Genomic DNA, 19,235 nt, shown 5'->3' with positions numbered 1-19,235 from the left:
GGACCACCCGATTGCATTCACCGGCTCCGTAGGGTGGATGTCGCCTTTCACATCCACGCGAGTGGACCGGCACCGAGCCCGGTGGATCGGTGAAGCGTGATCCACCCTACGAGCGCTGGGCCCGGGCGTTACTTGCCTGCAGGAGCGAGCTTATCTCGGTCAGCTCCGCGGACCACCCGATTGCATTCACCGGCTCCGTAGGGTGGATGTCGCCTTTTACATCCACGCGAGTGGACCGGCACCGAGTCCCGGTGGATCGGTGAAGCGTGATCCACCCTACGAGCGCTGGGCCCGGACGTCCCTTGTCTGCAGGAGGAGCGATCAGACCGGCTTGGCCTCGGCGTCACCCGCTGCCGCACTCTGCGGCCTCCACTCCTGCAATCGATCCAGGCTGCCGCGATAGTGCTTGAGGCCCATGCCGAGCAGGATCATGGCGCCGACCAGGGCAATGCCGGTGACGATCAGCAGCGAATAGCGCAGGGCGTTGTCGTCGCCGAAGACGAAGTCGGTGCCCAGTGCCACCGCCGTCGGGCCGACACCCAGGCCGACCAGGGTGATGACGAACAGGTACACCGCCGACGCCTGGCCGCGCATTGAGTTGGGCATGATTTCCTGAATCGCCGCCGGGCCGACGCCGAAGGGCATGGCGATGGTGAACACGTGCAGGGCGATCAGCGCCAGGGCGAGCTGGCCGTTGCCGGCGAGATAGGCGAGGTTGAGTGGCAGGGTCAACGCCGCCGAGATGATGCCCACGCGCAGCGGCGCATCGCGATAGCCACGGCGGTGCAGCAGATCGGACAGCCGCCCGCCGGCGATGATGCCCAGCGAGCCGGCCACCGCCACCACCGAGCCGTAGAGCACGCCGACGTCGCTGGCCGACCAGCCATAGGTGCGGATGAAGAAGGTCGGAATCCAGGCCGAACTTCCATAGGCCGCGAAGGCCAGGCAGGCGAAGCCGAAGTTGTGGCAGAGCACGGTGCGACGATTCTGCCGGATATAGTCGGCCACTTCGCTCAGCGGCACCTCGACCCCGGCACCGACCCCCTTGCGGCTCGGTTCCTTGATCAGCAGCAGTACCGCGGTGAACGCCACGCCGGCCGCGCCAAGGATGAGGAAGATCAGCTGCCAGGGGCGTACTTCGCCGATCACCGGTAGCAGCACGTCGCCCTGCGCCGAGGCGAACTTGACCACCAGCCCGCCGAGCAGGAAGGCCAGGCCCGAGCCGATGTAGATGCCCATCGAATAGACGCTCATGGCGGTGCCGCGCAGCTTGGGCGGGAAGCTGTCGGCGATCAGCGAGTAGGCCGAGGGCGACAGCGCCGCTTCGCCGACACCGACGCCGATACGGAAGGTGAGGAAGTGCCAGAACGTCTTGGCGGTACCGCACAGCGCCGTCATCAGGCTCCACACCAGCACGCCGATGGCGATGATGCCGCGCCGGCTCTTGCGGTCGGCCAGACGGCCGATCGGTACGCCGCAGATGGTGTAGAACACCGCGAAGGAGAAGCCCATCAGCAGGCTCATATGGGTGTCGGTGATATCCAGGTCGCGGCGGATCGGCTCGACCAGCAGGTTGAGAATCTGCCGGTCGACGAATGACAGGACGTAGGCGAGCATGAGGATCGCGACTGTCAGCCAGGCGCGGGTGCTCGACGGATAGCCATTGTTGTTGTTCATGGGCTGGGCTCCGGTTAGCGAGAGGACTGAAATCAGTCCAGCCTCACTTTTTCGGAGTTCGCCCGAATCGGCAAGCGGAATAACTACCGCATATGTTTCGAAATATAATGCACATGTTCCGCTCTGCGAAATCAAGTGCAGCCTACAGCAGCCCTGCCGTTGTGCTCGTGCAGTTCGGGTAGCAGGCAGCCTTCCCACAGACTGGGCTGAAACGTCCTGCGGAAGAAGCCGAAGTGGCCGATACGCGAGGCGCCGACCTCCTCGGGAGTGATGCGCCGCATGGTCTTCGGCGTCGAGGTGTAGAAGCCGTGCAGCGACTCGGTGTTGCGCGCGGACATCATCTCGTCGTCGGTAAAGGAGAGCGACAGCAGCGGCGTCCTCACTGCGGCGAAGGCGCGCTGCACCGGCTCGCCTTCGGCGCCGACCAGATAGTCCGGGTGCAGGCACCAGCGCCGCCACTGGCGTATCACGCCCGCCGGCAGGTCGCCGACGGCGCCGATGCGCGCGCCGGGGAAATAGCCGGCCAGGGCGGTCAGCGCCGGCGCCAGGCCATGCCAGAGCAGCCAGGCCTGGCGACGGATCTGCGGGCTGTTGTCACGCCAGTAGCCGCTGCCGGCGGCGATGGTGATGATGCGTGTCAGCTGCTCGTGGCCTGCGACCAGCGGCAATATCTGGGCGCCCAGGCTGTGGCCGAGCCAGTACAGCGGCGCGCCTTCGGATGCGTGGGCGACCTGCTCGAGCATGGCGCTGCAGTCATACCGGGCCCAGTCGAAGATGTCGACGTTCAGTCTGCGCAGCGAGGTGCGGCGCGACTGGCCGATGCCGACGTAATCGAAGGTCACGGCAAGGAAGCCCCGCTCGGCGAGCCAGGCGGCGAAATCGCGGTAGAAGCGCTGCTCGACGCCGATGGCCGGAGCGATCAATACGGCGCCGCGCAGGGCGCCGGTCGGTCGATACCAGTGGCTGGCCAGCAGGTGGTCGTTGCCATTGTCGATTGCACGGGTTTCAGGCTGTATCGTCGCCATGTTGTTGTTCTCCGGTCTTTCGGGTTGGCCTCGATCGGCGCAGTATACGAGCGGCAGAAAATTATTCTAGAAATTAATTCTAGTTATCTTGGAGGCCGGATGGCCCGCAGTGCCCGCAAGCAGGAGATCCTTCAGGCCGCACTGGCCTGTTTCACCGAATTCGGTGTGGATGCCACCACCATCGAGATGATCCGCGACCGCTCCGGGGCGAGCATCGGTAGCCTCTATCACCATTTCGGCAACCGCGAGCGGATCATCGGTGCGCTCTATCTGGAGGGTATCGGCGAATATGCGGCGCTGCTGGAAGCCGGCCTGCTCGATTCCCTGGAGGCCGAGGCCTGCGTGAAGCTGTTCGTTACCTGCTACGTCGACTGGGTGGTGGTCCACCCCGACTGGGCGCGCTTCATCCTGCACAACCGCGGGCGCGTCGAGGCGGGCGAGATGGGCGAGCGCTTGCGCGAGTTCAACCGCGAGCATGGCGGCCGCATCGCCACGATCCTGCGCCGGCACCGCGAGGCCGGCGCGTTCAAGACGATCCCGGGGGAATGCTTCGTCTCGGTGGTGATCGGCCCGGTGCAGGACATGGCGCGCAACTGGCTGGCCGGGCGCAGCAAGGCACCGCTCGCCGACTACCGCGAGCTGCTGGCCGAAATCGCCTGGGACAGCGTGCGCCGTCGCACGGATGCGTAGGCTGGGTCGGGGCGCGCAGCCTGAGCGCAGCGAAGCCCAACGAGCCGAGTGTCGGGCAACGGAGATCCGAGCGATGGGGCGGGTCATGTGGCGGATGTCCGAGCCCCTGTGATGTTGGGCTTCGGCACTGCGTGCCTCAACCCACCCTACACGCCGAACTCCTCAAGCCCAACCAGCCCGAGCAATGGTTGGTGTCAGACCCCCAGGCTTTCGATGTCCCTGGCGAGCATCTCGAGCTGATGCGCCAGCGAGCCCTTGAGGGTTTCCTCGCTGAGCTGAAATGAAGGCGCGCCGCAGGTCAGCGCCATGATGCTGCCATCGGCCATGTGCAGCGGCACGCCCGCGGCCATCACGTTGCGGTCCCAGTCGCCGAGCGACAGACAGAAGCCGTGCTGCACGAACTCCTCGAACGAAGTTTCCAGCGAAGCCTTGATGGTGGCCCAGTCGTCGCCGTACTTGGTGGCCAGCGCGGCCATCAGGTGCTCGCGCTCCTTTTCCGGGGTGGCGGCGAGGAAGGCGCGGCCGGCGGCGGTGGTGGCCAGCGGCAGGCGTACGCCGGCATCCATGCGCAGGGTGGTGACCTCTGCCGGGCGGCAGTTCTCCACGTAGATCATCGACAGCCGGTCGCGGCAGGTCAGGCCCACGGTGGTATTGGTGCGGCGGGCGAACTCGTCCATGTACGGCTTGGCCAGCTGGCGCACGCGCAGGTTGGAAACGTAGGCGTAGCCGAGCGCCAGCACACCGGAGTCCAGCTGGTACTTCTCCAGCTGCTGCGAGTAGCTGAGGTAGCCGAGCTTGGTCAGTGTGTAGGTCATGCGCGACACGGTGGGCTTGGGCAGCCCGGTGATGCGCGCGATGTCCTGATTGCCCATCACCACCGAGCCATGGGTGAAGGCGCGCAGCACGTCCAGTCCGCGGGCCAGCGCCTCGACGAATTTGCGGTCCTTGGGTGTGCCGGTGTCTTCGATGTCGTCGCTCATGGTCTCGGTCTTCTGGCTAGTGGGCAGCGGTGGCGAACGATAGCAGATCGCCCGGTCTCGGGCAGTGCGCGCATGGGTGATCATTGCGAGGCAAAAACCGATCGTCTAGTATCGGATTCGATATGCTGTTTCGCACAGTAAAACAATAATTCATTTTGGAGTATATCGATGTCCGCATCCGTGCAAGGCTACGTGGCTGCCGAGCTGGCCCGTGGCGACTACCAGAACGTTCACGACCTGCTTGCCCGGGCCTGTGCGAAACATCCACAGCGGCCGGCGTTTTCCTGCGGCGAGGACCGGCTCAGCTACGCCGAGCTGGCCAGCCAGGCCGATGCCTTCGCCCGCTACCTGCGGCATCACGCCGGGCTGCAGCCGAGTGACCGGCTGGCGGTGCAGTTGCCCAATTCGTTGCAGTACCCCATCGCCGTCTTCGGTGCGCTCAAGGCCGGCCTGGTGATCGTCAACACCAATCCGCAGTACACCGCTGCCGAAGCCAGGCACCAGTTCCGCGATTCCGGCGCCAAGGCGATCCTCGTGCTCGACCGACTGCTGCCGCTGGTGCGAGCGGTGCAGGCGGACACCGGCTTGCAGCAGATCATCCTGAGCAGCGCGGATGATCTGCAAAAGCCGGTCTACGAAAGCAGCGAGGGCGGAACGCAACGTTTCATGCAGGCGCTGCGGCTGGGTGCGGACAGTCCGGCGCTGGACAGCGTGGCCGGCCTCGATCGGCTGGCCCTGTTGCAGTACACCGGCGGCACCACGGGCGTTTCCAAGGGCGCGATGATCAGCCACCGCAACCTGCTGGCCAACGTGCTGCAGACCATCGAGCTGTTCGACCAGCCGGGCCTGCTGGAGCCGGAAAAAGATGTGCGCATTGCGCCGTTGCCGCTGTACCACATCATGGCTTTCGCCACGAACTGCCTGAGCTCGGTGGGCATGGGCCTGCATACCGTATTCATCCGCGACGGGCGCAACCTGGACGAAACCATCGGTGCCATGCAGCGCTATCCGTTCAGCCTGCTCAGCGGCATCAACACGCTGTTCGTGGGACTGATGAATCACCCCGATTTTCGCAGCATCGATTTTTCTCATCTGAAGTGGGCGACGTCCGGCGGTGCGCCGCTGAACAGTGAAGTCGGGCGCCGCTGGCAGGCATTGACCGGTGCGCCGATCCGCGAAGGCTTCGGCCTCACCGAGGCCTCGCCGGTGGTCGCCACCGGCACTCAGGTCAGCCCCCATCGCGAAGGCTACATCGGCCAGGCGCTGATCGACACCGAACTGCGCACCGTCGACGACGAGGGCCATGACGTGCCGCCGGAAACCCCCGGCGAGCTATGGCTGCGCGGGCCGCAGGTGATGCAGGGCTACTGGCAGCGGCCGGAGGAAACAGCCAAGGTGCTCACCGAGGACGGCTGGCTGAAGACCGGCGACGTCGCGCTGCTGGATGCCGAGGGTTTCGTGAAGATCGTCGACCGCAAGAAGGACATGATCCTGGTGTCCGGCTTCAACGTGTTTCCCGCCGAGATCGAGGATGTGCTGATGCAGCACCCGTCCGTGCGCGAGTGCGTGGCCGTCGGCGTGCCGGACGAACGCAAGGGCGAGGCGGTGAAGGTCTATGTCAGCCTCAAGGAGGCCGGTGTCGATGGCGAGGCGCTGCTGCGGCATTGCCGGCAGTTCCTGACTGGCTACAAGCTGCCGAGCTTCGTCGAAATCCGCGACGAACTGCCGAAGACCTCGGTGGGCAAGCTGTTGCGCCGTCAGCTGCGTGACGAGGCGCGCGCTCCCGCCACCTAAATATATAGCTGGCGAGGCGACGAGCGGAGCACCCGCCTGGCGCCCCCCCGATGGCGCCGGGGCGGGTGTTCCCCGAGCCTGCGGCAGCCGGGCGGAAAAATGATTCCATGCTTGTCGCTGTGGGGGCTTTCTGATATAAAGCAGCGCTCTTTTCTAGGGGCCCGGCATCTTCGTTCGCAGCGTGGCCGGTAAGACCCCCATGAAACGTGGCGCAGAGCGCCAAATGACTAGTGAATTCAAGCGGCCAACCCATGCCGGGTTGGGCATGTGGTTTAGAGGGCTGAGGCATGTCGAGAGTCTGTCAAGTTACCGGTAAGGGTCCGGTAACCGGGAACAACATTTCCCACGCAAACAACAAAACCCGTCGTCGTTTCCTGCCGAACCTGCAGCATCACCGCTTCTGGGTCGAGTCCGAGAAGCGCTTCGTGCGTCTGCGCGTTTCCGCCAAGGGCATGCGCGTTATCGATAAGCGTGGCATCGACGTCGTTCTGGCCGAGCTGCGCGCCCGCGGCGAAAAGGTTTAAGGAGAGCAATCATGCGTGACCTGATCCGTTTGGTGTCCAGCGCCGGTACCGGCCATTTCTACACCACCGACAAGAACAAGCGCACCACCCCCGACAAGATCGAAATCAAGAAATTCGATCCGGTCGTACGCAAGCACGTGATCTACAAGGAAGCCAAGATCAAGTAATTGATCGGCCCTTGAAGAAAGAACCCGCCTCATGGCGGGTTCTTTCGTTTCTGGCGCTACTATGCTGCCGGCCTGGCGTTTGATCGCCAGTCGTCGTCCGCTCCCCCTAGTTTGATGTGCATCATGTACGGCGCCTGCCGAATTCGCCTATCGTGCGAGCTTTCCTTTCTCCCACTTTCGGCACGAGGATGCGCAGCGCATGGCGAAGACGGACGGGCCCATCACGGCAGACAGCAAGAGCACTTCCAGCATCGCCCTGCAGGCGGCTTCCGAGGACATCTGGTCGCAAAAATACCGCCTGACCAGCAAGGACGGCACGCCGGTCGACGACAGCGTCGACGCCACCTGGCAGCGGGTCGCCCGCGCCCTGGCCGACGTCGAGCCGGCCAAGCAGCGCGAGCACTGGCATGAACGCTTCCTCTGGGCATTGCGCAACGGTGCCATTCCCGCCGGGCGGATCATTTCCAACGCCGGCGCGCAGGATTACAAGCCGGCCACTTCGACCATCAACTGCACCGTCTCGGGCTCGATCACCGACTCGATGGACGACATTCTCGGCAAGGTCCACGAGGCCGGGCTGACGTTGAAGGCCGGCTGCGGTATCGGCTACGAGTTCAGCACCCTGCGCCCGCGCGGCTCCTTCGTCTCGGGCGCCGGCGCGCATACCAGCGGGCCGCTGTCGTTCATGGATATCTTCGACAAGATGTGCTTCACCGTCAGTTCGGCCGGTGGTCGCCGCGGCGCGCAGATGGGCACCTTCGATGTCGGTCATCCGGACGTGCGCGAGTTCATCCGCGCCAAGCGCGAGGACGGCCGGCTGCGCCAGTTCAACCTCAGCCTGCTGATCACCGACGAGTTCATGCAGGCGGTGGAAGCCGACGGCGAGTGGCCGCTGATCTTCCCGGTGCATGCCAAGGAAGCCGCCGAGCTGGATCTGAACGACGCCGAGCATGTGCTCTGGCGCGAATGGCCGGTACACGACAATTACATCGTGCGCGACGATGGCCTGGTCGCCTGCAAGATCTACGGCAGGGTCAAGGCGCGGCACCTGTGGGACATGATCATGGTCTCCACCTACGACTACGCCGAGCCGGGCTTCATCCTCATCGACCGGGTCAACCAGCTGAACAACAACTGGTGGTGCGAGGCGATCCGGGCGACCAACCCCTGCGTGACTGGCGATACCTGGGTCCAGACCAGCCAGGGTCCGCGTCAGGTACGGCAGCTGTTGGGCACGCCGTTTCAGGCGCGTGTCGACGGAATCGATCACGCCAGCGGCGACCGGGGCTTCTTCCATACCGCTGATAAAGCCGTGTTGCGCCTGGAAACCGCAGAGGGTTACCAGCTTCGCCTGACAGCCGATCACCAGATTCGGCGGGTGGTTCATTCGACCCGCTGGAGCCTGGAAACCGCCTGGTGCCCGGCCGGCGAACTGGCTGTCGGGGATCAGGTGTTGCTCAATGATCATCGTGGCAATGCAGCCTGGGAGGGCCGGCTTGGTTTCGATGAGGGGTATCTCCTGGGCCTGCTGGTTGGTGACGGGACGCTCAAGCAAGAGGCCGCGGTGCTTTCCGTTTGGCAGGCCGCGGCGGTCAATGCAAGTCCCTGCGTTGCCTCCGCGCTGATGCAGGAGGCCATGCGTTGTGCCGGTAGCCTGCGTCACCGCAGTGATTTCGCCGGCTGGTCCGCCGTAGCGGGGCGCAATGAATGGCGCCTGAAGTCTGCGGCACTGCGAGACCTTGCGTTCGAGTTGGGCATGCAGCCAGGCAGCAAGCGCATCACACCCGCGCTCGAACAAATGTCCAGCGATGCCTATCGTGGCTTCTTGCGCGGTTTTTTCGATGCCGATGGATCGGTCCAAGGCTGCCAGGCCAAAGGGCTTTCGGTTCGGTTGGCGCAGTCCGATCTCGAATGTCTGCAGGCCGTGCAGCGGATGTTGCTGCGTCTGGGCATCACCGCGCGGATTTACAGCGAACGACGCCCGGCCGGGGTTCGGCCAATGCCCGACGGCCACGGCGGCACGCGTGGCTATCCAGCTCGCGCCCAGCACGAACTGGTGATCAGCGGCGGATCGATCGCCAGCTATGCCGCATTGATCGGCTTCGCCGACCCGATAAAACAGTCCCGTCTTGAGCGCGGGTTGGCCAGTTATCGGCGAGCGATCAATCGTCCCCGCTTCGTGGCCACGGTAGCCGCTCTGGTAGACGACGGCGTCGAGCCGGTCTATGACGTCCAGGTGCCGGGCATCAACACCTTCGACGCCAATGGCCTGCATGCCCACAATTGCGGCGAGCAGCCGCTGCCCCCCTACGGCTCGTGCCTGCTCGGCTCGATCAACCTGACCCACTTCGTCATCGACCCGTTCGGCGTCGATGCGCGCTTCGACTGGGACAAGTACCGTGAAGTCGTACGCATCTTCACGCGCATGCTGGACAACGTGGTGGAGATCAATGGCCTGCCGCTGGAGCAGCAGCGCCGCGAGATTCTCAGCAAGCGCCGGCATGGCATGGGCTTCCTCGGCCTCGGCTCGACCCTGGCGCTGCTCAAGCTGCGCTACGGCAGTCCGGAAGCCTGCGTGTTCACCGAGGAAGTCGCCCGCGAGATGGCGTTGGTCGGCTGGGAGCAGGCGCTGGAGCTGTCCAAGGAGAAAGGCGCGGCGCCGCTGCTCAGCGAAGACTTCGAGGTCACCGCCGAGATGTTGCGCAAGCGTCCGGAGATGGCCAGGGACGGTTACCAGGTCGGCGACCGGGTCGCCGGTCGCGTGCTGCACGCCAGGTATTCGCGCTACATGCAGAAGATCGCCGAGTACGCCCCCGATCTGATCGAGGCCCTGGCCGAGCAGGGCGCGCGCTTCACTCACCACAGCTCCATCGCGCCCACCGGCACCATCAGCCTGAGCCTGGCCAACAATGCCTCCAATGGCATCGAGCCGAGCTTCGCCCACCACTACTCGCGCAACCTGATCCGCCCCGGGCGCAAGGCCAAGGAGAAGATCGAGGTGTTCAGCTACGAGCTGCTGGCCTACCGCACGCTGATCAACGAGCGCGCCAAGCCAGGCTCCGACGAGCCAGGCGAGAAGCTGCCGGACTACTTCATCACCGCCGACGACGTCAGCCCGACCCAGCACGTCGACATCCAGGCGGCCGCGCAGAAGTGGGTCGACTCGTCGATCTCCAAGACCGCCAACGTGCCGACCGACTACCCGTTCGAGGCGTTCAAGGACATCTACCGCTACGCCTGGCGCCAGGGCTTGAAGGGCTGCACCACCTTCCGCTTCAATCCGGCGGCGTTCCAGGGCGTACTGGTCAAGGAGGCCGATCTGGAGAAAACCCTCTACCGCTTCACCCTGGAAGACGGCAGCGTGGTCGAACTCAAGGGCAACCAGGAAGTGGAATACGATGGCGAGGTGAACACCGCCGCCAACCTGTTCGACGCCCTGAAAGAAGGCTACTACGGCAAGTACTGAGCCGGCCTGCCAACTATTTTGGACGCCGGGCCGCGAATGCCGCCCGGCAGGAGAGATTGCACAATGACCGTAAAGATCACCCAGCGCATCAAGGGCTTCAAGGTCGTCGACGAGGCCCTCGAGCGCCCCGCGACCACGGCGGCCAGCAGCGACAGCAAGGCGAGCAAGGCCGTCAACGTGGTGGAAATGGACGAGAGCCTGCAGCGTCCGGAAACCCTGATCGGCATGACCTACAAGATCAAGTCGCCACTGTTCGAGCACGCGCTGTACGTCACCGTGAACGACATCGTGCTCAACGCCGGCACGCCGCACGAGCAGCGCCGGCCGTTCGAGATCTTCATCAATTCGAAGAACATGGACCACTTCCAGTGGATCGTCGCGCTGACCCGGATCATGTCCGCGGTGTTCCGCAAGGGCGGCGACTGCACCTTCCTGGTGGAGGAACTGAAGGCGGTATTCGACCCGCGTGGCGGCTACCTGAAGAAGGGCGGCGTCTACATGCCGTCGATCGTCGCCGAGATCGGCGCCGTGCTGGAGCGCCATCTGATCGCCATCGGCATGCTCGAAGGCCATGCGCTGGACGAGACCCAGCTCAAGTACCTGGCCGAGAAGCGTGCCGCCTACGAGGCGAGCCAGGGTGCGGTGGCGGTCGAGCCGGGCGAGGGTTTCCCGGCCGGCGCGCAGCTGTGCAACAAGTGCAACACCCAGGCGGTGGTGCAGATGGACGGCTGCGCGACCTGCCTCAATTGCGGCAATTCCAAGTGCGGTTGATCCGACCGCGCTGACTGAGCTGGCGCGATATTCGCCAGGCCCCCTTTACCCGGCGGGCCTGGCTCTGCTAGTTTTCAGCACATCGTCGTCAAGACAGCCTTCCGGCCTCCGATCTCATGTTTCCCATCGCCCACAGCAAGTTTTCAGTGAAGCCAGCCGATCTCGGCAGGGCCCAACTGTGTGCGATCGCACCTCCCCCATCTGTCGTTGCCGTCCTGGCAATCGCGCCGCCACCACCACAGGCGGTCGCACTGGGCTGATCCGCCCACACTTCGCAGCTCCAGCTTTCGCTTTTTGATCCTGACGGGTCGGCGCGCGTTCGTTCTCGACGATTGGCTGGGGCCTGTTTGGCTTCGACAGGTAATGACTGATGACTTTCAACAAATCGTTGTGGACGTCCTACGGCGTCATGGCCGTGTTCGTGCTGCTCTGGGGCAGTGCGGCCATCTTCACCCGCTGGGGACTCGACCACGGCACTCCGTTCGCGCTGCTGGTCGTGCGTTTTTCTCTGGCCCTCGCTGCGGTTCTGCTGATTGGCTTGTGCCGCAGGCGCTGGCGGCCCGCGCCAGGTACTGCCTGGCAGACGGCGGCCACCGGGCTGCTGATGATCGGCTGTTATTCGATCTGCTATTTCCAGGCCATGGCCCATGGCGTTACGCCGGGGGTAATGGCGACGCTGCTCGGCGTCCAGCCGATCCTGACCCTGCTGCTACTGGAACGGCGCTTCTCGCCGCTGCGCCTGCTCGGGCTGCTGGTGGCGCTGGCCGGGCTGGCCGCGGTGGTGTTCCAGAGCCTGGTGCTGGCGCGCTTCTCGCTCGCCGGGATGCTGTTCGCCCTCGCTGCGCTGCTGTGCATGACCTTGGGTGCGATCCTGCAACAGCGTATCCGCCAGAGTCCGGTGGAAGTGCTGCCGACGCAGTACGGGGTAAGCCTGCTGCTGTGTCTGGTGTTCGTGCCGTTCCAGCCGTTGCGCTTCGAGGCCGTTGTCGGCTTCGTCGTGCCGGTGCTCTGGCTGGGGCTGGTGATTTCGGTGGCGGCGCAGCTGCTGCTGTACCGCATGATCCAGACCGGCAATCTGGTCAACGTCACCAGCCTGTTCTATCTGGTGCCGGTGGTCACCGTGGGGATGGATTACCTGTTGCTCGGCAACCGGCTGTCGCATCTCGGCCTGCTGGGCATGGGCGCGATCCTGCTGGGCCTGGCGCTGGTCTTCAAGGCGGCCCCGGCGCAGCGTTGAACGGCAGGGCCGGACGGCGCATGCGCCGCCGCGGCCCTGCACGATTTCAGCTCACCACCCGATAGCACGGCTCGTAGGGGGCACCGCCCGGCAACTTCATCCGGTGCTGCCGAACGAAGGCCTGCAGCAGGTCATCCAGCGGCCGCATGATCGCCGCGTCGCCGTGGATCTCGTAGCGCCCGTACTGTTCGATGCGGCGGATGCCCTTGTCCTTGACGTTGCCGGCGACGATGCCGGAGAACGCGCGGCGCAGGTTGGCGGCCAGCTCGTGGGCCGGCAGCCCGCGCCTGAGTTGCAGGTTGGCCATGTTCTCGTGGGTGGGGTCGAACGGGCGCTGGAAGCCTTCCTCGATCTTCAGCAGCCAGTTGAAGTGGAAGGCGTCGTTGCGTTCGCGGCGGAAGCGCCTGACCGTTCTCAGCCCCTCGGTCATCTGCCTGGCCACTTCGCTGGGGTCGTCGATGATGATCTGGTAGCGCTGCTGCGCGTCCTCGCCCAGGGTCGCGCCGACGAACGCATGGATCTGCTGCAGGTAGGCCGCGGCGTCCCGCGGGCCGGTGAGGATGACCGGGAAGGGCAGCTCGCGGTTGGCCGGATGCAGCAGGATGCCGAGCAGGTAGAGGAATTCCTCGGCCGTGCCGACCCCGCCGGGGAAGATGATGATGCCGTGGCCGACACGCACGAAGGCTTCCAGGCGTTTCTCGATATCCGGCAGGATCACCAGTTCGTTGACGATCGGGTTGGGCGCCTCGGCGGCGATGATGCCCGGCTCGGTCAGCCCCAGGTAGCGGCTGCCGACCAGCCGTTGCTTCGCATGGCCGATGGTGGCGCCCTTCATCGGGCCCTTCATCACGCCGGGGCCACAGCCGGTGCAGACGTCCAGGCTGCGCAGGCCGAGTTCGTGGCCGACGCGCTTGCTGTACTTGTATTCCTCGGTGCTGATCGAGTGCCCGCCCCAGCACACCACCATGTTCGGCTCCACGCCGGGGCGCAGGGTGCGGGCGTTGCGCAGCAGGTGGAACACGTAGTCGGTGATGCCCTGCGAGCTGCTCAGGTCGATGCGGGCGCTGTCCAGTTCGCTCTCGGTATAGACGATGTCGCGCAGCGCGCTGAAGAGCATTTCCCGCGTGCTGGCGATCATCTCGCCGTCGACGAAGGCGTCGGCCGGGGCGTTGAACAGTTCCAGGCGCACGCCGCGATCCTGTTGCAGGATGCGCACCTCGAAATCCTCGTAGGCTTCGAGGATGGTCTTGGCGTTGTCGATGCGCGTACCGGTGTTGAGGATCGCCAGCGCGCACTGGCGGAACAGCTTGTGGGTCCTGCCCGCGCCGACTTCGCTGAGTTGCTGGACTTCGCGTTGCGAGAGGGTTTCCAGGCTGCCCTTGGGGCTTACCGAGGCGTTGATTACGTAGCGTTGGGTCATTCGTCATTCCCTGAGGTCGATGCCGCCGCACCGCGAAGAGCGGCGCCATCGGGATGGTGAGCGCCCATGGTCATGGTTGCCATGGGCTGCCGGGTTCACGGGCCGGTATGTCGAGCGCGATGGCCTCCAGCGAGAGGCGGTGAACGGCGGCAGGGCGGCGCCATCTTACCCGCCATGTTCCGGTTGCGGGCGTGGATTCTCGACATTCCGTTGCGCGATCGCGTAAGGCCCGGCGCAAGCTGCCGGGGTTCAGGCCGCGGCGTCAGAACGCAAAAGGTAAGACACTCGCGGGATGCTGGCGTGCGGCGAGCAGGTGGCGAAATTCGTCGGGGTTTTTTACCTGGATATCGGGCTGGCCGGCGAAGTGCTGTGCGGCGATCAGGCGCGACAACCAGAAGCGCACGCAGGCGACCCGCAGCATTGGCTGCCACAGTTCGGCTTCGGCCGGAGTGAAGCGGCGCAGGGCGGAATAGGCGGCCAACAGCGGTTCGCTGCGTTCGCCGTCGATCTCGCCGTTGGGGTGTGAGCACCAGTCGTTCACGGCGATGGCCAGGTCATAGAGCATCGGCCCGGAACAGGCGTTGTAGAAGTCGATCACGCCGGTCAGGTGAGTGCCTTCGAACAGCACGTTGTCGCGGAACAGATCGGCATGCAGGTTGGCGCGCGGCAGGGCGAGGAGCTTGGGCCGCAGTTCGGCGATCTCCGCCAGCCCGTCGCGCAGCAGCGGCAGCTGCTCTTCGGGCAGGCTCAGTGCCAGGCTCGGCCCCTGTTCCTGCATCCAGTCCAGGCCACGGTCGCTGGCGCGTTCGAGGATGTGCTCGCGGGTGGCCAGGTGCAGGCGTGCCAGCAGCCGGCCGACTTCCGCGCAATGATGAGGGTTGGGCTCGATCATGTGCCGGCCCGGCAGGCGCGGCTGCAGTAGCGCGGGTTTCTGCGCCAGCTCGCGCAATGCCTCGCCCTGCCCGGTGCGCAGCGCGTAGGGCACCGGCAATCCGGCGCGCTGCAGCACGTCGAGCAGTTCGATGAAGAACGGCAGGTCCTGCGTGGGCCCACGCTCGATCAGCGTCAGTACGTATTCGCCCTGCTCCAGGCTGACGAAGAAGTTGCTGTTCTCGCTGCCGGCGGCGATGCCCTGGAAATCGCGCAGCCGCCCGAGCCCGTAGGGCGCCAGGAAGGCTTCCAGTTCGTCGCGTTGCAGGGGCGTGAATACCGACATGGCGGGCCTCCCGAATTACCAGCTGAAAATCTTCCAGGAAGGAATGAGCATGTCCGGCTGGTCGGCACGGACGAAGTTGCCGTCGTTGCCATCGGCACGCACCAGGAAGTAGGGCTTGCCGTGCTTGGGGGTGACTTTCACGGCGTAGAGGAAACCGTTGACGCGGTATTCCTCGACGGTGCGATCGCCTTCCTGGCGGATGGTCACGTCGGGCTCGCCTTCGACCGATTCCTGGGCGAAACCGGCCAGGGGCACGCACGCCAGCAGGCTGGCCAGCATCAGGTGTTTTAGAGCGCGCATGATAACCTTGTCCCTTTATCGTCAAATGGTCCCAACATTCTAGCCTTGGGCCCGCCGAAAAGGTTGATTCCGCTCATGAGCCAAGCTCCCCTCGTCCTGGTGGACGGTTCGTCCTACCTCTATCGCGCCTTCCATGCGCTGCCGCCGCTGACCACGTCCACCGGCAAGCCCACCGGGGCGGTCAAGGGCGTGCTGAACATGCTGCTCAGCCTGCGCAAGCAGTATCCGGCCAGCCCGTTCGCGGTGGTCTTCGATGCCAAGGGCCCGACCTTCCGCGACGCGCTGTTCGAGCATTACAAATCCCACCGCCCGCCGATGCCGGATGACCTGCGCGTGCAGATCGAGCCGCTGCACGCCAGCGTCCGTGCGCTGGGCCTGCCATTGCTGTGCGTGGACGGCGTCGAGGCGGACGACGTCATCGGCACTCTGGCCCGTCAGTGCGCGGCGCTGGGTCGCGACGTGGTGATTTCCACCGGCGACAAGGACATGGCCCAACTGGTCTGCCCGTACGTCACGCTGGTCAACACCATGACCGGCAGCGTCTACGATATCGAGGGCGTGAAGACCAAGTTCGGCGTCGGCCCCGAATTGATCATCGATTTCCTCGCGCTGATGGGCGACAAGGTGGACAACATCCCCGGCGTGCCGGGCGTCGGCGAGAAGACCGCCTGCGGCCTGCTCAACGGCATTCCCGGCGGGCTCAAGGGTCTCTATGACAACCTCGAGCAGGTGGCCGGCCTGCCGATCCGTGGTGCCAAGACACTCGGCGCCAAGCTGGCCGAGCACCGCGACGCGGCCTTCATGTCCTACGAGCTGGCGACGATCAAGATCGACGTGGCGCTGGACGTCGAGGTCGGCGACCTGATGCCCGGCGAGCCACACCGCGAGGCGCTGATCGCCTTGTACCGCGAGCTGGAGTTCAAGAACTGGCTGGACGAGCTGCTGCGCGAGGCCAAGGCGGCGGGCGAGAACTGCGAAGTGGCGCCGGAGGACTGTTCCATCCAGGCCGAGGCGCAATACGAGACGCTGCTGGAACAGGCCGATTTCGACCGCTGGCTGGAGCGCCTGGAAACGGCCGAGTGCTTCGCTTTCGATACCGAAACCACCAGCCTCGATGCCCAGCGCGCCGAGCTGGTCGGCCTGTCCTTCGCCATCGAGGTGGGCAAGGCGGCCTATGTGCCACTGTGCCATTGCTATATGGGCGTGCTGCAGCAGCTCGATCGCGATGCGGTGCTCGCGGCGCTCAAGCCGCTGCTCGAAGATCCGAAGAAGCAGAAGATCTGCCAGCACGGCAAATATGACATGAACGTGCTGATGCACTACGGCGTCGAGATGCGCGGCATGGCCTACGACACCATGCTCGAATCCTACGTGCTGGACGCCACTGCCACCCGACACGACATGGACAGCCTGGCGCTGAAATACCTCGGCCGCGGCACCATTCGCTTCGAGGACATCGCCGGCAAGGGCGCCAAGCAACTGACCTTCGACCAGATCGCCATCGAGCAGGCCGGGCCCTATGCCGCCGAGGATGCCGACGTCACCCTGCGCCTGCACCAGACGCTGCTCGGCAAGCTGGAGCAGACGCCGTCGCTGCTCAAGGTGCTGAGCGAGATCGAGATGCCGCTGGTACCGGTGCTGGCGCGCATCGAGCGCAACGGCGCGCTGGTCGACGCACAGCTGCTCGGCCGGCAGAGCGTCGAACTCGGCGAGAAGCTGGTGCAGCTCGAGCGCGAGGCCTTCGACATCGCCGGTGAGGAATTCAACCTTGGCTCGCCCAAGCAGCTCTGCGCGATCCTCTACGAAAAGCTCGGCTGTCCGGTGCTCTCCAAGACTGCCGGCGGGCAGCCATCCACCGCCGAAAGCGTGCTCGCCGAACTGGCCGAGCAGGATTACCCGTTGCCCAAGGTCATCATGCAGCACCGCTCCCTGAGCAAGCTCAAGGGCACCTACACCGACAAGCTGCCGCAGCAGATCAACCCGCGCACCGGGCGCATCCACACCAGCTATCACCAGGCGGTGACCGCGACCGGCCGGCTGTCCTCGTCGGACCCGAACCTGCAGAACATCCCGATCAGAACGGCCGAGGGGCGGCGTATCCGCCAGGCTTTCATCGCCGCGCCGGGCTACAAGCTGCTGGCGGCCGACTACTCGCAGATCGAGCTGCGCATCATGGCCCACCTGGCGCAGGACGCCGGCCTGCTGCATGCCTTCCAGAACGACCTGGACGTACACCGCGCCACCGCCGCCGAGGTCTTCGGCGTACCGCTGGGCGAGGTGACCGGCGATCAGCGGCGCAGCGCCAAGGCGATCAACTTCGGCCTGATCTACGGCATGAGCGCCTTCGGCCTGGCCAAGCAGATCGACGTCGGCCGCAAGGAAGCCCAGCAATACATCGACCGCTACTTCACCCGCTACCCGGGCGTGCTCGCCTACATGGAACGCACCCGCGCCCAGGCGGCCGAGCAGGGCTACGTCGAAACGCTGTTCGGCCGCCGCCTGTACCTGCCGGAAATCCACTCGAAGAACGGCGCCATGCGCAAGGGTGCCGAGCGCACCGCGATCAACGCGCCGATGCAGGGCACCGCGGCGGACATCATCAAGCGCGCGATGATCGCCGTGGACGGCTGGCTGCGCGAAAGCGGGCTGGATGCCCGGGTGATCTTGCAGGTGCACGACGAACTGGTGCTGGAGGTGCGCGCGGATCTGGTCGAACAGGTGCGCGAAGCGATCTGCCCGCTCATGGGCCGTGCCGCCGAACTGGACGTGCCGCTGCTGGTGGAAGCCGGCGTCGGCGACAACTGGGACGAGGCGCACTGACGATCGGTGAAAAAATTTTTTCCGCTTCGAATGAACTAATTCGGAAATCGCCCGGTCAGAGCTTGCGAAGGGTGTAAAAATCCTTCGATGCTCCTTGTTGTGTTAAGTGTTGGCAGATCTCTGGACCCCGCCCTAGCGGTCCGGATTTGAACCTCGAACTTCCCCTCCCCCAATGAAGTTCGAGGTTTTTTTTGCCTGGAAGAAAGGTCGGACGGGAGCATGGGAACCGCGAGATTCCAGCTTGACTGCGCAACATCTTGCACACCCCTGATGTGGATAACCCTGTTGATAGAGTGCTGCAGGCTCCACGTTTCGGGCTCTCGGAGCATCTGCGCAACTTCTTGCACAGGGGTGCGCAAGAAGTTGCACAACTTTCTGTGCGCCGGATCACAAACGACTTTCGGCAGGTTCTGGGTACTTACACAATCTATTGATTAATAAGTATTTTCTGTTTCTGGCACGGCGCTTGTACTGAGAAGCTCGCCATTCGGCATTCATTCCAGACAAGGAGAGCACCCATGCCAACACCCGCGTACCTGTCCCTCGAAGGCACCAAGCAAGGCCTGATCACCGCCGGCACCTTCACCGAGGACTCTGTGGGTAACATCTTCCAGGAAGGCCACGAAGACCAGATCCTGGTACAGGCCTTCCAGCACCAGGTCATCATCCCGCGTGACCCGCAATCCGGCCAGCCGACCGGCCAGCGCGTGCACAAGCCGCTGATGATCACCAAGGTCTTCGACAAGTCCTCGCCGCTGATCTTCAACGCCCTGACCTCCGGCGAGCGCCTGAACAAATGCCGCCTGGAGTGGTACCGCACCTCGTCCACCGGCACCCAGGAGCACTACTTCACCGTCGAGCTGGAAGATGCGGTGATCGTCGACGTGCAGTCGCGCATGCCCAATTGCCAGGACCCGAACATGTCCCACTTCACCCACCTGGAAGACGTGCACTTCACCTACCGCAAGATCATCTGGACCCACGAGGTCTCCGGCACCTCCGGTTCCGACGACTGGCGCACCCCGATCGTCGGCTGATCCGCCGCGGTCCACTTCGGCCGGGCGTTGCCTGGCCGAAGGCTTTTTGCGAAGCAGTAGACAGAAAACCAACCTGCCGTTGCGCAATGCGGACCCAGCGCATCACAGAGC

At 64.7% G+C, this 19,235-nt stretch carries 15 protein-coding genes; 9 read left to right on the top strand and 6 right to left on the bottom strand.

All coding sequences use genetic code 11. The annotated features are described in order from the left end of the window. Nucleotides 1-321 precede the first annotated feature (321 nt). Together IN820_RS00240 and IN820_RS00235 are read right to left on the bottom strand one after the other, a co-directional pair. A complete protein-coding gene (locus tag IN820_RS00240) occupies nt 322-1,677 on the bottom strand; it encodes a spinster family MFS transporter (protein WP_193679051.1) in 1,356 nt (451 codons plus the stop codon). A 131-nt stretch (nt 1,678-1,808) separates the two neighbouring features. Further along, nucleotides 1,809-2,702: an alpha/beta hydrolase family protein gene (locus IN820_RS00235; RefSeq protein WP_193679050.1), complete on the bottom strand. Its 894-nt coding sequence runs from the start codon at nt 2,700-2,702 to the stop codon at nt 1,809-1,811. A gap of 99 nt (nt 2,703-2,801) precedes the next feature. Here IN820_RS00235 and IN820_RS00230 point away from each other — a divergent pair, with 99 nt between their 5' ends. Continuing rightward, nucleotides 2,802-3,392: a TetR/AcrR family transcriptional regulator gene (locus IN820_RS00230; protein ID WP_193679049.1), complete on the top strand. Its 591-nt coding sequence runs from the start codon at nt 2,802-2,804 to the stop codon at nt 3,390-3,392. Nucleotides 3,393-3,586: 194 nt separating this feature from the next. Here IN820_RS00230 and IN820_RS00225 read toward each other — a convergent pair whose 3' ends face one another. Then, nucleotides 3,587-4,372, bottom strand: coding sequence for an IclR family transcriptional regulator (locus IN820_RS00225; RefSeq protein ID WP_193679048.1), 786 nt, complete (start codon nt 4,370-4,372; stop codon nt 3,587-3,589). A gap of 168 nt (nt 4,373-4,540) precedes the next feature. Between IN820_RS00225 and IN820_RS00220 the strand changes: the two genes are divergently transcribed. The 6 genes from IN820_RS00220 to IN820_RS00195 all read left to right on the top strand — a co-directional run bounded on the left by IN820_RS00220 (nt 4,541) and on the right by IN820_RS00195 (nt 12,331). After that, nucleotides 4,541-6,166: an AMP-binding protein gene (locus IN820_RS00220; RefSeq protein WP_193679047.1), complete on the top strand. Its 1,626-nt coding sequence runs from the start codon at nt 4,541-4,543 to the stop codon at nt 6,164-6,166. 287 nt (nt 6,167-6,453) lie between these two features. Further along, nucleotides 6,454-6,690, top strand: a complete 237-nt coding sequence (gene rpmB / locus IN820_RS00215; RefSeq protein ID WP_003242523.1) for a 50S ribosomal protein L28 — start codon at nt 6,454-6,456, stop codon at nt 6,688-6,690. A gap of 11 nt (nt 6,691-6,701) precedes the next feature. Then, nucleotides 6,702-6,857 carry a 50S ribosomal protein L33 gene (rpmG, locus tag IN820_RS00210; RefSeq protein WP_003284185.1) on the top strand — a complete coding sequence of 52 codons (156 nt, stop codon included), beginning with the start codon at nt 6,702-6,704 and terminating at the stop codon, nt 6,855-6,857. Between the two features lie 199 nt (nt 6,858-7,056). After that, complete coding sequence (locus IN820_RS00205) at nt 7,057-10,323, top strand: LAGLIDADG family homing endonuclease (protein WP_193679046.1); 3,267 nt, start codon at nt 7,057-7,059, stop codon at nt 10,321-10,323. 63 nt (nt 10,324-10,386) lie between these two features. Next, nucleotides 10,387-11,094, top strand: a complete 708-nt coding sequence (locus tag IN820_RS00200; RefSeq protein ID WP_193679045.1) for a TSCPD domain-containing protein — start codon at nt 10,387-10,389, stop codon at nt 11,092-11,094. Between the two features lie 370 nt (nt 11,095-11,464). After that, on the top strand, nt 11,465-12,331 hold the full coding sequence (locus tag IN820_RS00195; protein WP_193679044.1) for a DMT family transporter: 867 nt from the start codon (nt 11,465-11,467) through the stop codon (nt 12,329-12,331). A gap of 46 nt (nt 12,332-12,377) precedes the next feature. On the opposite strand, the gene ppnN is transcribed toward IN820_RS00195, so the two are convergent. The 3 genes from ppnN to IN820_RS00180 all read right to left on the bottom strand — a co-directional run bounded on the left by ppnN (nt 12,378) and on the right by IN820_RS00180 (nt 15,267). Beyond that, nucleotides 12,378-13,751 (bottom strand): nucleotide 5'-monophosphate nucleosidase PpnN, encoded by a 1,374-nt coding sequence (gene ppnN / locus IN820_RS00190; protein ID WP_193679043.1) that lies wholly within the window; start codon nt 13,749-13,751, stop codon nt 12,378-12,380. A 262-nt stretch (nt 13,752-14,013) separates the two neighbouring features. Further along, on the bottom strand, nt 14,014-14,967 hold the full coding sequence (locus tag IN820_RS00185) for a homoserine kinase (protein ID WP_046618140.1): 954 nt from the start codon (nt 14,965-14,967) through the stop codon (nt 14,014-14,016). Between the two features lie 15 nt (nt 14,968-14,982). Beyond that, nucleotides 14,983-15,267, bottom strand: coding sequence for a DUF2782 domain-containing protein (locus tag IN820_RS00180; protein WP_046618139.1), 285 nt, complete (start codon nt 15,265-15,267; stop codon nt 14,983-14,985). Nucleotides 15,268-15,342: 75 nt separating this feature from the next. On the opposite strand from IN820_RS00180, the gene polA reads away from it, so the two are divergent. Both polA and IN820_RS00170 read left to right on the top strand, forming a co-directional pair. Beyond that, nucleotides 15,343-18,087, top strand: coding sequence for a DNA polymerase I (polA, locus tag IN820_RS00175; protein WP_193679042.1), 2,745 nt, complete (start codon nt 15,343-15,345; stop codon nt 18,085-18,087). 518 nt (nt 18,088-18,605) lie between these two features. After that, nucleotides 18,606-19,124 (top strand): Hcp family type VI secretion system effector, encoded by a 519-nt coding sequence (locus IN820_RS00170; protein WP_193679041.1) that lies wholly within the window; start codon nt 18,606-18,608, stop codon nt 19,122-19,124. Nucleotides 19,125-19,235 lie beyond the last annotated feature (111 nt).

The sequence above is a fragment of the Pseudomonas lopnurensis genome, assembly GCF_015070855.1.
In the GTDB taxonomy this organism is placed as follows: Bacteria; Pseudomonadota; Gammaproteobacteria; order Pseudomonadales; family Pseudomonadaceae; genus Stutzerimonas; species Stutzerimonas lopnurensis.
The sequence above is the reverse complement of the archived record's forward strand: the minus strand, read 5'-3'. Positions and strand labels throughout refer to the sequence as shown.

Excerpts from the sequence above, each read along its gene's own strand:
- IN820_RS00235 (WP_193679050.1), bottom strand. The coding sequence starts at position 2,702 with ATGGCGACGATACAGCCTGAAACCCGTGCAATCGACAATGGCAACGAC.
- IN820_RS00205 (WP_193679046.1), top strand. The coding sequence starts at position 7,057 with ATGGCGAAGACGGACGGGCCCATCACGGCAGACAGCAAGAGCACTTCC.
- IN820_RS00195 (WP_193679044.1), top strand. The coding sequence starts at position 11,465 with ATGACTTTCAACAAATCGTTGTGGACGTCCTACGGCGTCATGGCCGTG.
- polA (WP_193679042.1), top strand. The coding sequence starts at position 15,343 with ATGAGCCAAGCTCCCCTCGTCCTGGTGGACGGTTCGTCCTACCTCTAT.
- IN820_RS00170 (WP_193679041.1), top strand. The coding sequence starts at position 18,606 with ATGCCAACACCCGCGTACCTGTCCCTCGAAGGCACCAAGCAAGGCCTG.
- IN820_RS00180 (WP_046618139.1), bottom strand. The coding sequence starts at position 15,267 with ATGCGCGCTCTAAAACACCTGATGCTGGCCAGCCTGCTGGCGTGCGTG.
- IN820_RS00240 (WP_193679051.1), bottom strand. The coding sequence starts at position 1,677 with ATGAACAACAACAATGGCTATCCGTCGAGCACCCGCGCCTGGCTGACA.
- IN820_RS00225 (WP_193679048.1), bottom strand. The coding sequence starts at position 4,372 with ATGAGCGACGACATCGAAGACACCGGCACACCCAAGGACCGCAAATTC.
- ppnN (WP_193679043.1), bottom strand. The coding sequence starts at position 13,751 with ATGACCCAACGCTACGTAATCAACGCCTCGGTAAGCCCCAAGGGCAGC.
- IN820_RS00200 (WP_193679045.1), top strand. The coding sequence starts at position 10,387 with ATGACCGTAAAGATCACCCAGCGCATCAAGGGCTTCAAGGTCGTCGAC.
- rpmB (WP_003242523.1), top strand. The coding sequence starts at position 6,454 with ATGTCGAGAGTCTGTCAAGTTACCGGTAAGGGTCCGGTAACCGGGAAC.
- IN820_RS00230 (WP_193679049.1), top strand. The coding sequence starts at position 2,802 with ATGGCCCGCAGTGCCCGCAAGCAGGAGATCCTTCAGGCCGCACTGGCC.
- IN820_RS00220 (WP_193679047.1), top strand. The coding sequence starts at position 4,541 with ATGTCCGCATCCGTGCAAGGCTACGTGGCTGCCGAGCTGGCCCGTGGC.
- rpmG (WP_003284185.1), top strand. The coding sequence starts at position 6,702 with ATGCGTGACCTGATCCGTTTGGTGTCCAGCGCCGGTACCGGCCATTTC.
- IN820_RS00185 (WP_046618140.1), bottom strand. The coding sequence starts at position 14,967 with ATGTCGGTATTCACGCCCCTGCAACGCGACGAACTGGAAGCCTTCCTG.